Here is a 12,974-nt window from a genome sequence, read left to right as displayed (position 1 = left end):
CATTTGTGTTCCATGCTATAATATCATGTATGAGTGTATGGAACGTTAATTAAATTGAGGTGTTTGATATGAAAATTTCAACGAAAGGAAGATATGGTCTTACTCTTATGATACATCTAGCGAAATGTCATGGCAAAGGACCAACTTCCCTTAAACAAATTGCCAAAGAAAATCAATTATCTGAGCATTATTTAGAGCAGTTAGCTTCCCCTTTGAGAAATGCGGGCTTAATTCGGAGTATTCGCGGTGCATATGGTGGCTATGTATTGGCAAAGGAGCCAATGGATATAAAAGCAGGCGATATTATTCGTGTCTTGGAAGGTCCGATTACACCTGTAGAAGGAATAGAAGATGAAGAACCGGCAAAGCAAGCTTTATGGTTAAGAATTCGTGATGCTGTAAAAGACGTGTTGGATACAACTACGTTAAAAGATTTAGCGGAGCATAATGACGATGAACCACAGGATGCTTATATGTTTTATATTTAAAAGGTAGGAAGGAAAGATATTTGTGGAACATATCTATTTAGATCATGCAGCGACGACCCCTATTCACCCAGAGGTATTAAAGCACATGTATGAAGTTGAAGGCGAAGTGTTTGGTAATCCATCCAGTGTGCATGCCTTTGGTAGAAAAGCGAGAAAGTTGGTGGATAATGCTAGGTTAAATATGGCCAAAAGTATTGGAGCAGGGGAAAAGGAAATAATCTTTACAAGTGGCGGGACAGAAGCGGATAACTTAGCTTTGATTGGGGTAGCAAGAGCCAATAAGGATAAAGGAAAGCATATTATTGTATCTTCCCAAGAGCATCATGCGGTATTACACACAGCTGAACAATTGGAAAAAGAAGGCTTTGATGTGACATACCTGCAAATAAAAGAAGATGGAAAGATAGCTGTCGAGGACGTGAGCAACGCGCTAACCAACGAAACCATTCTAGTTTCTGTTATGTATGTCAATAATGAAACTGGTGTGGTACAACCGATTAAAGAGATTGCTGCAGAACTCGAGAATCATCAAGCTTATTTCCATACCGATGCCGTTCAAGCTTTTGGTTTAATAGATATCGATGTTCGTGAATTAGGGGTTGATATGTTGACTGTATCTGCTCATAAAATAAACGGTCCAAAGGGTGTCGGCTTTCTTTTTGCTAATGAAGATGTGAAGCTTCAATCGTTGCAATATGGTGGAGAACAAGAAAGAAAACGCCGCGCAGGTACAGAAGATGTGGCGCGAATTGTAGGATTTGAAAGGGCAGTGCAACTAGCGATAGATGAAAGAGAGCAACGGCTCAAGACATATGAAGGTTTCAAGCAACAATTTATAGCCCGTTTGCGTGAGCAAGAAATTGTTTTTCAAATTAATGGAGACCAGCAGTCTACGATTGCTTCCATCGTGAATATGAGTTTTCCTAAAACAAATGTGGAGGCATTATTAACAAATTTAGATTTAGATGGAATCGCAGCTTCTAGTGGGAGTGCCTGTACTGCAGGATCTGTAGAACCTTCTCATGTACTTACTGCTATGTTTGGAAAAGGACATGAATGTACGACAAACTCAATCCGATTTAGCTTTGGACTGGCTAATACTACCGAAAACATAAACACTGCTGCTCAACGTGTAGCTAAAAGCGTGAAGCGTTTGACTCGTCTGTAAGCTGCCGTAGTCTTTTAAGGAATGCGCCAAAACTAAAAAGAAGAACGACAACTAAATGCCCATTAGTTCGACTACCAGCCATCCGGAAAAGAAGACACCTGTTGACTGAGAGGTTTCGCCTTTATTCCACCTGTAAGTTGCTATCATCGCCCAATTTAGAATAAAGGAATGCGGGACATGATGTTTGGTATAAAGGTGTGGCAATTGGGAAAAAGGGTATGTCGGTGAATAGCTTTAAGTACCCTTACTCCTAAGATGTTAGCTCTTAGCGTCAGAAAGCCTTCTATACAAAAAACGCCACTTTATAAAAATTAAAGGATGATTAATATGAATCAAGATACAAGAGTAGTTATTGGTATGAGTGGAGGTGTAGATTCTTCTGTAGCCGCTCTGCTTTTAAAACAGCAAGGTTATGATGTTGTTGGTATTTTTATGAAAAACTGGGATGATACAGATGAATTTGGTGTTTGTACAGCAACAGAGGATTTTGAAGATGTAGTAAGAGTTTGTAACCAACTGGATATCCCATATTATGCAGTTAATTTTGAAAAACAATATTGGGACAAAGTATTTACGTATTTTTTAGATGAATATAAAGCTGGAAGAACCCCTAATCCAGACGTCATGTGTAATAAAGAAATAAAATTCAAAGCATTTTTAGAACATGCATTGTCATTGGGTGCTGATTATGTTGCGACAGGTCATTATGCACGGGTACGTGAAAAAGATGGCCGTTATGAAATGTTACGAGGTGTCGATGATAATAAGGACCAAACGTATTTTCTGAATCAATTAACGGAAGATGTTTTGGCAAAAGTGATGTTTCCACTTGGTCATTTACCAAAATCAGAAGTAAGAAAAATAGCCAAAGAATATGATCTTGCAACAGCGACCAAAAAAGACAGTACAGGTATATGCTTTATTGGAGAACGGAATTTCAAAGCATTTTTGAGTGAATATATTCCAGCACAACCAGGAGAAATGCAAACGTTGGATGGTGTGGTGAAGGGCAAACATGATGGGCTGATGTACTATACGATTGGCCAACGACAAGGGCTTGGTATTGGCGGAGCAGGAGATCCTTGGTTTGTAGTCGGCAAAAATATCCCGAAAAATATTTTATACGTAGAACAAGGATATAGTAATGAAAAGCTATACTCCGACGCGCTTACGGCAACGGATGTTAATTGGATCCATCCAGATAAAATAAATAAGAGCTTCACGTGTACAGCAAAATTTCGCTATCGTCAAGAAGATAGTCCTGTAATAGTAACTGAAATGGATGATAATCGTATCCACGTTGAATTTAAAGAAAGCCAGCGAGCAATCACTCCGGGGCAAGCTGTTGTTTTTTATGATGGAGAAGTATGTCTTGGCGGTGGGACGATCGACCAAATTTTTAAAAATGAACGTCAACTTGATTATGTAGGATAACGAGGAGTTTTACAATGAAGGATAAGCTACAACAAGCTATAACCGCAATGCAAAATAATAAGTTGGACAAAGCTGCTGCTTTATTTGCGGAAATTATTGAAGAACATCCCAATGATCCAGTGGGGTATACAAACTTTGGTAACTTCCTGTTGCATATACAAGATGCAGAACGCGCACAACGCTTTTTTGAAAGGGCAATTGAATTGGATCCGCAGGCAGCAACCGCTCATTATGGCTTGGGTAATCTCTATTATGAGCAGTCGTTGTATGCTAAAGCTCAGAAACATTTACAAACAGCGATAAAATACGGGTTAATGGAAGCAGATACCTATTATTTACTAGGGATGACTCTGCAACATCAGGAGTATTATAAATTGGCTTTACCTTATTTATTACGAGCAGTAGAACTTAATCCGGATGATGAGGAATTTCTCTTTCAATACGGGTTGAGTCTAGCACAATGTGAACATTTAAAAGAGGCGGAAGGAATTTTTTATAAAGTGCTTCAGAAGAATGATAATCATAGTGATGCATACTATAACTTAGGTGTCATAGCCCTATATAATGAACAACTAGAAAAGGCATTAGAGCTTTTTGGGGAAGCATTACGTATTCAGCCAGACCATGTTTTGGCAGCCAACGGACGAAAAAGAGTAACTGCTTTCCTCCATATGATAGATAGTAAGTAAAAAGATGGAGTGTTTTTGGATGGAACAAATAAAACAAACGGCTGAGCATGAAAGTTATATTCGAGGCGAACTCCTTCATTTGATTTTTCAAAATGAGGCGGAGCATTTTTCAATTGCCAAAATTAAAGTATTGGATACAAACGAAGCCTTTGAAGATAAAACAATTGTAATTAAGGGTTATTTCTTTAATCTGCAGCCGGAAACCAGCTATTATTTTTATGGCATATTTGACAAGCATCCACGATTTGGCACTCAATATAAAGTAACTTCTTACAAAACATTTATTCCTGATACGAAGGATGGATTGATTGCTTATTTATCCAGCGATCTATTTTATGGTATTGGTAAAAAAACAGCTACCAAGATTGTCCAGCAACTAGGTGAAAATGCAATTACAAAAATTATGGATGATCCAGAGGCATTATATGCTGTTCCAGGAATAAAAGCGAAAACGGCGGATCAATTACGCGCTACTATCCAAGAAAATCAAGGGTTTGAGCATGTAGCCGTCCATTTATCCCAATATAATATTGGTTTGAAAATGTCCCAAAAGATTTATCAACAGTATAAAGATGAAGCTGTTCCGTTATTGGAAGCAGATCCATACCAATTCGTGTTTGATATCGAAGGATTTGGGTTTCGGACTGCTGATGAAATTGCTAGACAAATGGGACTGCCAGCTACGCATCCTACTCGGGTGGGAGCAGGTTGTATCTATGTACTGCAAAGTTCTGTTCAAGATGGGCATGTTTATTTACCTATGGATTTTTGCATTACATCTATTTTTTCGCTGTTAAATACAGAAGAATTAACAGAGTCAATGATTATCGATAAATTGAAGGTCTTAAATAAAGATAAAAAAGTAATTGTCCAAGATGGAAATGTTTATTTACCTTCGCTTTACTATGCCGAGGATGGGTTTAGTTCGCAGTTAAAGCGGATTTTACAAAAGCCGATTGAGCACCAAACTCCCATGGCTGAACTTATGAAGATTATAGGTGATATTGAAGAGGAAGAAATATTATCCTATGGTAAAGAGCAATTCACTGCAATTAACCAGGCCCTCCATGCAAAAGTCATGATTCTTACAGGTGGACCAGGAACAGGAAAAACAACGGTTATTAAAGGCATTCTAAAGGCATACGCCACGATCCATGATTTAGCGCTACGTCCAGAGGATTACGATCATAAAGGTGACTTTCCATTTATTCTAACAGCTCCAACTGGTAGAGCTGCGAAGCGGTTAAATGAATCGACGGGGCTTCCAGCAATGACGGTCCACCGATTATTGGGATGGGATGGAAATCAAAGCTTTGAAAAGAATGAACATGAGCCACTTAGTGGGAAGTTTATTATTATTGATGAATTTTCAATGGTAGATATTTGGTTAGCTAACCATCTTTTTAAAGCTATACCTGATGACATGCAAGTGCTGATTGTTGGCGATGAGGATCAATTGCCGTCTGTCGGTCCTGGTCAGGTCTTATCTGATTTATTAAGTACGGATCGGATTCCTTACGTTCGACTGACAGAAGTATATCGGCAAAAAGAAGGCTCGAAAATTATTCAACTTGCACATGAAATAAAAAAGGATGAACCAGTGAACTTACAAAAGGATCATGATTTTAATTTCATTCATTGTAACGAGATACAAATGGTCGATGTGATTACTAAAATATTTAAAAAAGCAATCGAGAAGGGAATTGAGTCAAAGGATATTCAAGTTCTTGCACCAATGTATCGTTCGGAAGCGGGAATTACAAAACTCAATCAAGAGCTCCAAAAAGTGATTAACCCAAAAACAGAACAAAAAAGAGAAGTTAGAACTGCTGAAGCTATCTTTCGAACCGGCGACAAGGTAATTCAGCTTGTCAATCAGCCTGAAGACGGCGTTTATAATGGAGATATTGGCGAAGTTGTAGCTATTTTCCGTGAGGAAGAGAATACCGAACAAGAAGAACAACTTGTTATTGCTTTCGAAGACCGTGAAGTAGTTTATGAACGGAAAGATTACCGTAATATTATGCTTGCATACTGTATTTCCATTCATAAATCGCAAGGAAGTGAATTCCCGATTGTCATTTTGCCAGTTGTTCGAGCATATCAACGAATGCTAAGGAAAAACTTATTATATACAGCTATAACAAGAAGTAAGCAATCGTTGATTATCTGCGGGGATCAAAATTCATTTTTGGATGGAGTTGCTACAAAGCATACAAATCAGCGGTATACAACACTGACGCAGCACTTGGTTGAAAAGCTGGGTGAGGAGCGAGAACGGGACGGACAAAATTCAACTGTTTTTGAAACCGAGGACGCTAATCTTTCCCCGTATGATTTTATGTAAGAGCGTATATTTTTAGTGAAAATGGGTTAGCATGATGATAACTAAAATTCAAGTGAAAATAAGAAGGAGTATTGACATCATGCGATGCCCGAACTGTCAGGGGAAAGATATTGGTAAAATTGGCAACCGACAATATTATTGTTGGACATGTTTTGTGGAAATGACGGTAGATAATAATACATTACTTTTACATCAAGTGGAGGCAGATGGGTCATTAAGCTCGCTCAATGATTTATTCAATGAGGAAGAAAGAAGCTTGTATGGAAATGGATAACATAGTGTTTGCAGTTTCCCTTTGGAGGGTGGTAAGCTATGTTTAAAAATGGACAAAGCTTAAACTTCCTCTATTTCCTATTAATTGGCATACTACTATTTCTGTTTTTCTATTTAATGGTTAAACTATTTCCTGTTTATAAAGCGGTATTTTCCTTATTATGGCATGTATCTGCGCCCTTTCTTATCTCCTGTTTAATTGCCTATTTACTATACCCCATTGTACAGATGATTCACCAATATCGTATCCCTAAAGGGGTAGCAATTTTAATCATTTATCTGCTCTTTTTTGGTTTAACGGCGTATTTTATTTATCGTATATATCCAATGGTCGTCGTTCAGGTGAGAGATTTAAATGAACAGTTTCCGCAATTAATGAATATGTATGAAAAAACAATTTATCAGATGTATGAATATACATCCTTTTTACCAGAAAATGTACATGATAAGTTTGATCAATTGCTGATACGAACCGAAAATGCATTAGATCGATTATTAGAACGATTGATGAATGGATTTACTAAAGTATTTGATTTCATCATATTCTTAACGGTTATTCCTGTACTCGTTTTTTACTTTTTGAAAGACTATGACAAATTAAAAGCAGTTAGTAAACGTTTGATTCCAGTAAAGTATCGAATAACTGCCAGTCAAATTTGGCATGCAATTGATGAGAATTTAGGGAATTATATACGCGGTCAATTTATCGTTTGTGCGTTTGTAGGTCTTACTTCATTTATCGTTTTTAAATTCTTATTGCAACTTGAGTTTGCATTAATATTAGCAATTCTAATGGCAATCACAAACCTAATCCCTTATTTTGGGCCGATTATTGGAGCGGTACCAGCAGTGGCAATTGGCTTTACTGTCTCCGGTAAACTCGTCTTTTTTGTCATTCTATCTGTATTTGCGATTCAATTGATTGAAAGTAATCTGCTGTCCCCTTATATTGTGGGTAAAAGCATAAATATTCACCCGGCAGCGATTATTTTTGCATTACTGTTAGGTGGACAACTCTTTGGAGTTATTGGGATGGTTATTGCGGTTCCGTTAATGACTATTCTAAAAGTTATCGTGCAGCATCTCTTAATATGGAGGGAATATTACGCTAAATCCAAGCATCCAAAAGATTCTGCTCCATCTTAATTGACATTCATATACGCATTATTCTATAATAGCGCATAACAAGGTTATAATTAAAAAGCGTTGAAGGTTCTGAGTACATGATACGTGCTTTTGTAGAGAAGGGATTCCTTTGGCTGTAAGAAACCCTAAAGTTCACATCATGGAAAGCTGTTCTGGAGTGCGGTTCATTCCCGCCGGTTTGGATACCGTTATCAACTACAAGGTGATGAATACAACTGTATTCATAATAAGGGTGGTACCGCGATCAATCTCGTCCCTGCAATTGCAGAGAGGGGATTTTTTTATTCTATAACTGAATTTTAAAAGCGCAACAGAAGTACCATTCTGATAACCTTCTTTAAAACTGTTGTGTCTACATAGTACTGTTTTCCAGAACTGACAAGTAAACAGAATTTTTTCATAAATGTATAGGAGGAAAAGCTAATGAAACAACTGACGTCAGCAGAAGTAAGGCAAATGTTTCTAGATTTTTTTAAGGAAAAGGGCCATCGAGTCGAACCAAGCGCATCACTTGTACCAAAAGATGATCCGACACTATTATGGATTAATAGCGGTGTCGCTACATTAAAAAAATATTTTGATGGAAGGGTAATTCCAGAAAATCCAAGAATTGTAAATGCGCAAAAATCAATTCGAACAAATGATATTGAGAATGTAGGTTTTACAGCACGTCATCATACGTTCTTTGAAATGCTTGGAAATTTTTCCATTGGCGATTATTTTAAGCAAGAAGCAATCGAGTGGGCATGGGAGTTTCTAACGAGCGAGCATTGGATTGGATTTGGAGAAGACCGTTTATCCGTTACTGTGCATCCTGAAGACGATGAGGCTTATGATATTTGGCTTCATACTATTGGCTTGCCAAAAGAGCGGATTATCCGTTTAGAAGAAAATTTTTGGGATATCGGCGAAGGACCAAGTGGACCAAACACCGAAATATTTTACGACCGTGGTGAAAAATATGGCAATAATCCAAACGATCCAGAGCTTTATCCTGGAGGAGAAAACGATCGCTACCTTGAAATATGGAACCTTGTATTCTCACAATTTAACCATAATCCCGATGATACATATACACCTCTACCTAAAAAAAATATTGATACTGGTTTAGGTCTCGAAAGAATGGTATCTGTCATTCAAGATGTTCCGACCAACTTTGAAACGGATCTATTTATGCCGATTATAAAGAAGACGGAAACGTTAGCATCTGTTAAGTATGGGGGCAGTTCATCAACGGATACCGCGTTTAAAGTAATTGCAGATCATATACGTACCGTTAGCTTTGCCATTGGTGATGGTGCGGTTCCGTCTAATGAGGGGAGGGGCTATGTTCTCCGTCGTTTAATTCGTAGAGCGGTTCGCTTTGCTAAAGAGATTGGTATTGAAAAGCCATTTATGTATGTACTTGTGGATGTGGTAGCTGACATTATGCAGGATTTTTACGTTCAAGTGGTGGAAAAGAAAGATTTTATTAGAAATATGGTTAAGGCAGAAGAGGAAAAATTTCATGAAACGTTGCATGATGGATTGGATATTTTAACAACTATCATGAACCGTGAAAAACAACGAGGAAGCTCGATTTTTCCTGGTTATGAAGTGTTTCGCTTATATGATACGTATGGATTTCCTAAGGAGCTGACCGAAGAATACGTCCAAGCACAAGGATTTTCTATTGATGAAGCTGGCTTTCAGGCAGAAATGGATAAGCAACGTGAACGAGCACGAAAAGCACGACAAAAAGTAGATTCCATGCAGGTACAAGGAGGTGCGATAGCAGAAATTGATGTAGCAAGTGAATTTGTAGGTTATACAAATACGGAACAAGATGCGACTGTTGCAGCAATCATAAAAGATGAGCAGCAAGTGAAACAAGCAAACGCTGGAGAAGAAGTGTATCTGTTTCTACATCAAACCCCGTTCTATGCAGAAAGTGGTGGACAAATTGCCGACCAAGGAACCATCCACACGGAGTATGCGGCTGGACAAGTAAAAGATGTACAAAAATCACCGAAAGGGCAGCATGTGCATCGCGTTCTAATTGAAAAGGGCAGTATTTCAGTTGGAGAAATGGTTACGGCAAGAGTTGATAAAGCCAAAAGATCGTTTATTGTCAAGAACCATACGGCGACGCATCTATTACATCAAGCATTAAAGGATGTTATTGGAGAGCATGTTAACCAAGCTGGTTCGTTAGTAGCTCCAGAACGGTTACGCTTTGATTTTTCCCATTACCAAGCTGTATCCAAACAAGAATTAGCGCAAATTGAATTACTGGTAAATGAGAAAATATGGCAAGCTATTCCATTACAGATTAAAACCGAGAACCTGGAAAAAGCGAAAAAAATGGGAGCAACTGCCCTTTTTGGTGAAAAATATGACGATATCGTTCGTGTTGTGCAAATCAGCGATTATAGTATTGAATTATGTGGCGGTTGCCATGTTGTAAACACATCTGAAATTGGCTTGTTTAAAATTGTTACAGAGAGCGGAATAGGGGCTGGCACAAGAAGAATTGAAGCGGTGACGAGTAAACAGGCATATGAATTTATAACAGGTAAATTAGGGTTACTACAACAAGCGGCACAATTAGTCAAAGCAAAAGACGAATCAGTGCCTGAAAAAATTGAGACACTGTATCACGAGATAAAACAGCTACAAAAAGAAAGGGAATCCCTGCAAGCAAAATTAGCAAATAAGGAAACAGCTACTATGCTTGAAGAAGTTGAAACGATAGACGGAGTCCAAGTATTAGCTAAAAAAGTAGAAGTGCAAGATATGAATCAATTACGGAATATGGTAGATGAATTAAAGCAAAAACTTGATTCAGGTATGATTCTATTAGCGATGGAAAATAATAATAAAGTACAATTAGCAGCAGGTGTTTCCAAAGACTTAATTGAGAAAGGATACCACGCTGGACGTCTGATTAAGAAAGCTGCACAGGCTTGTGGTGGAGGGGGAGGAGGCCGACCTGATATGGCACAGGCTGGCGGAAAAGACCCATCTAGAATAGCGGAAGCATTACATGTAGCAAAGCTTTACATCGAAGAGAAACGAAACCATTAAATTGTGGTTACAGATCTAAAAAAGATATAATTCATCGTTTAAACATGTTACTATAATAGAAGAAGCATATCGGATAATTTCGTATTCCTAGATAATGATTCCAAAATCGAGGTGTCATAATGAGTTCAATTGACAAAACTATGAAATTTAATTTTTCGGAAGAACCTTTTGATAAGGATATTAAAGAAATACTTTTTAAAGTACATGGAGCTCTACAAGAAAAGGGTTATAACCCAATAAACCAAATTGTTGGTTATTTGCTGTCCGGAGACCCTGCCTATATCCCAAGGTATAACAACGCGCGTAATTTAATTCGAAAAATGGAGCGCGATGAGGTTATTGAAGAGCTGGTTAAATTTTATTTAGAGCAGCAGCAGGAGGACAAATGAAAATAATGGGACTGGATGTAGGGTCCAAAACAATTGGTGTTGCTGTTAGTGACGCTTTAGGTTGGACCGCGCAGGGGATTACTACTATTAAGTGGAATGAAAATGATTTAACTTCTGCTGATGAAGCTTTAACAAAAATCATAACCGAGCATGAAGTGGGGAAAGCTATTGTCGGGTTACCGAAAAATATGAATGGAACGATTGGTGAGCGCGGGGAAGCATCGATCACCTTTGCAAAACATATTGAAAAAAAACTAAAAATCCCCGCAGAACTTTGGGATGAGCGTTTAACAACAATGGCTGCTGAAAGAGTATTGTTAGAAGCAGATGTTAGCAGAAAAAAGCGCAAGCAAGTCGTTGATAAAATGGCAGCTGTCATGATTTTACAAGGTTACCTCGACCAAAAATAAAGGAGTGGAACAATGGCACTAGAAGAAAAAGAACGAATTATTATTCCTGATGAGAACGGGGAAGAGCATCTTTTTGAGGTTTTATTTACATTTGATGTGGATGACATGAACCAATCGTACATTGCTGTAACCCCTGTTGAACAATCTGAGGAAGAAGAAGTGGAAGTTTATGCATTTCGATATGAGGAAAAGGATGAGGATGATTTATCCCTGTTCCCAATTGAATCAGACGAAGAGTGGGAAATCGTTGAAGAAATGTTAAACACGTTAGCAGAACAGGAAAATGAAGCGTAATAAGAATGTAAAAAATTTATAAGCTAATGTCATATTTTGACGTTAGCTTTTTTCTTTTTTATAAAAATGATGGCATCCATTAGCAAGTTTTAGTATAATATAGCGGATGAGGAGGGAAGATAGATGTCCAAGCAGAAAAATAGTAAATTTAGGGACAACCTCATGGCTCGCAGTGAAGAAGCCAAAACTGTTCGCAAATTTGTAGCAATTATTATTATTACGCTACTGATTATATTAGTAATTGGAGTTATTTCAGGTTACTTATATGTTAAATCTGCTTTAGAGCCAGTTAATCCTAATAGTAATGAAGAAATTAAAGTAACGATACCAATCGGTTCCTCCTCTTCTAATATTGCAAATATATTGGAAGAGAATGGTGTGGTTAAGAATGCGCTTGTATTTCGCTTTTACATTAAATTTAACAATGATTCGAATTTCCAGGCCGGAGACTATACGTTTAGCCCTGCGATGGAATTAAGTGAGGTTGTCGATTCATTAAAAAGTGGTAAGTTAATGGCAGAGCCTGTACATACCGTTACCATACCTGAAGGAAAAACAATCGATGAATTAGCAGAAATATATGCAAAGCAATTGCCTTTTACAAAAGAAGAGTTTCTTAAAAAAGTAAACGATCCGGACTATATTCATACATTGATGGAGCGTTATCCTTCCATATTGTCAGAGGATATATTAAATCCAGAGATACGCACACCACTAGAAGGTTATCTGTTTGCTGCTACGTATGAATTTTTTGAAGAAAAACCGAGTGTTGAGACAGTTGTCGATGAAATGATGAAAAAGACCGAAAGCGTACTATCCAAATATTTGGATGAAATCAAACAAAAAGATTATACTGTCCATGAAGCTGTAACATTTGCTTCTGTTATTGAAAAAGAATCTGGTGCAAAAGATCAACGCAAGAAAATTGCTGGGGTATTTGCCAATCGTCTTGAAGAGGGGATGAAGCTTCAAACTGACCCTACTGTATTATATGCACAAGGAAAGCATAAAAAACGTGTCCTTTATGAAGATTTAGAAATTGAATCTCCTTACAATACGTATTATGTAGAAGGGCTCCCTGTCGGTCCAATTGGGAATTTCTCAGAGAACTCCCTAGTAGCTGCGCTTGAACCTGAAGAGTCAGACTATCTATATTTCTTGCATGATAAAAATGGGAACATATATTATGCAGAAACATTGGAACAGCATAATAAGAATAAGCAAAAACATATCAATTAAATCCAACCTTTTTTATCCCCCGATCTATTTG

12 protein-coding genes are annotated in these 12,974 nt (G+C 37.7%); all 12 read left to right on the top strand.

The window, feature by feature from the left end; genetic code table 11:
* The first annotated feature begins 68 nt into the window (after nt 1–68).
* Complete coding sequence (cymR, locus tag D1839_RS03930) at nt 69–488, top strand: cysteine metabolism transcriptional regulator CymR (RefSeq protein ID WP_050353165.1); 420 nt, start codon at nt 69–71, stop codon at nt 486–488.
* Nucleotides 489–510: 22 nt separating this feature from the next.
* Nucleotides 511–1,656: a cysteine desulfurase family protein gene (locus tag D1839_RS03925; RefSeq protein ID WP_120378584.1), complete on the top strand. Its 1,146-nt coding sequence runs from the start codon at nt 511–513 to the stop codon at nt 1,654–1,656.
* Between the two features lie 327 nt (nt 1,657–1,983).
* Entirely contained in the window at nt 1,984–3,090 is a 1,107-nt protein-coding gene (gene mnmA / locus D1839_RS03920) for a tRNA 2-thiouridine(34) synthase MnmA (RefSeq protein WP_330585419.1), read from the top strand.
* A gap of 14 nt (nt 3,091–3,104) precedes the next feature.
* On the top strand, nt 3,105–3,779 hold the full coding sequence (locus tag D1839_RS03915) for a tetratricopeptide repeat protein (protein WP_120378585.1): 675 nt from the start codon (nt 3,105–3,107) through the stop codon (nt 3,777–3,779).
* A 19-nt stretch (nt 3,780–3,798) separates the two neighbouring features.
* A complete protein-coding gene (gene recD2 / locus D1839_RS03910) occupies nt 3,799–6,126 on the top strand; it encodes an SF1B family DNA helicase RecD2 (RefSeq protein ID WP_120378586.1) in 2,328 nt (775 codons plus the stop codon).
* 79 nt (nt 6,127–6,205) lie between these two features.
* Nucleotides 6,206–6,400: a hypothetical protein gene (locus D1839_RS03905; RefSeq protein WP_183030201.1), complete on the top strand. Its 195-nt coding sequence runs from the start codon at nt 6,206–6,208 to the stop codon at nt 6,398–6,400.
* Nucleotides 6,401–6,438: 38 nt separating this feature from the next.
* The gene (locus D1839_RS03900) at nt 6,439–7,545 is read left to right on the top strand and encodes an AI-2E family transporter (RefSeq protein ID WP_120378587.1); all 1,107 of its coding nucleotides are present in this window, start codon (nt 6,439–6,441) and stop codon (nt 7,543–7,545) included.
* 423 nt (nt 7,546–7,968) lie between these two features.
* Nucleotides 7,969–10,611, top strand: coding sequence for an alanine--tRNA ligase (gene alaS, locus D1839_RS03895; RefSeq protein WP_120378588.1), 2,643 nt, complete (start codon nt 7,969–7,971; stop codon nt 10,609–10,611).
* A 119-nt stretch (nt 10,612–10,730) separates the two neighbouring features.
* Nucleotides 10,731–11,000, top strand: a complete 270-nt coding sequence (locus tag D1839_RS03890; protein WP_120378589.1) for an IreB family regulatory phosphoprotein — start codon at nt 10,731–10,733, stop codon at nt 10,998–11,000.
* On the top strand, nt 10,997–11,410 hold the full coding sequence (ruvX, locus tag D1839_RS03885; RefSeq protein ID WP_120378590.1) for a Holliday junction resolvase RuvX: 414 nt from the start codon (nt 10,997–10,999) through the stop codon (nt 11,408–11,410). Before D1839_RS03890 ends, ruvX begins: the two co-directional genes overlap by 4 nt.
* A gap of 12 nt (nt 11,411–11,422) precedes the next feature.
* On the top strand, nt 11,423–11,704 hold the full coding sequence (locus D1839_RS03880; RefSeq protein ID WP_120378591.1) for a DUF1292 domain-containing protein: 282 nt from the start codon (nt 11,423–11,425) through the stop codon (nt 11,702–11,704).
* A gap of 123 nt (nt 11,705–11,827) precedes the next feature.
* On the top strand, nt 11,828–12,943 hold the full coding sequence (gene mltG, locus D1839_RS03875; protein WP_120378592.1) for an endolytic transglycosylase MltG: 1,116 nt from the start codon (nt 11,828–11,830) through the stop codon (nt 12,941–12,943).
* Nucleotides 12,944–12,974 lie beyond the last annotated feature (31 nt).

It is taken from the genome of Roseburia sp. 1XD42-34, assembly GCF_009917385.1.
In the GTDB taxonomy this organism is placed as follows: Bacteria; Bacillota; Bacilli; order Bacillales; family Amphibacillaceae; genus Virgibacillus.
The sequence above is the reverse complement of the archived record's forward strand: the minus strand, read 5'-3'. Positions and strand labels throughout refer to the sequence as shown.

Excerpts from the sequence above, each read along its gene's own strand:
- D1839_RS03915 (WP_120378585.1), top strand. The coding sequence starts at position 3,105 with ATGAAGGATAAGCTACAACAAGCTATAACCGCAATGCAAAATAATAAG.
- cymR (WP_050353165.1), top strand. The coding sequence starts at position 69 with ATGAAAATTTCAACGAAAGGAAGATATGGTCTTACTCTTATGATACAT.
- D1839_RS03905 (WP_183030201.1), top strand. The coding sequence starts at position 6,206 with ATGCGATGCCCGAACTGTCAGGGGAAAGATATTGGTAAAATTGGCAAC.
- mnmA (WP_330585419.1), top strand. The coding sequence starts at position 1,984 with ATGAATCAAGATACAAGAGTAGTTATTGGTATGAGTGGAGGTGTAGAT.
- D1839_RS03880 (WP_120378591.1), top strand. The coding sequence starts at position 11,423 with ATGGCACTAGAAGAAAAAGAACGAATTATTATTCCTGATGAGAACGGG.
- recD2 (WP_120378586.1), top strand. The coding sequence starts at position 3,799 with ATGGAACAAATAAAACAAACGGCTGAGCATGAAAGTTATATTCGAGGC.
- D1839_RS03900 (WP_120378587.1), top strand. The coding sequence starts at position 6,439 with ATGTTTAAAAATGGACAAAGCTTAAACTTCCTCTATTTCCTATTAATT.
- ruvX (WP_120378590.1), top strand. The coding sequence starts at position 10,997 with ATGAAAATAATGGGACTGGATGTAGGGTCCAAAACAATTGGTGTTGCT.
- D1839_RS03890 (WP_120378589.1), top strand. The coding sequence starts at position 10,731 with ATGAGTTCAATTGACAAAACTATGAAATTTAATTTTTCGGAAGAACCT.
- alaS (WP_120378588.1), top strand. The coding sequence starts at position 7,969 with ATGAAACAACTGACGTCAGCAGAAGTAAGGCAAATGTTTCTAGATTTT.
- mltG (WP_120378592.1), top strand. The coding sequence starts at position 11,828 with ATGTCCAAGCAGAAAAATAGTAAATTTAGGGACAACCTCATGGCTCGC.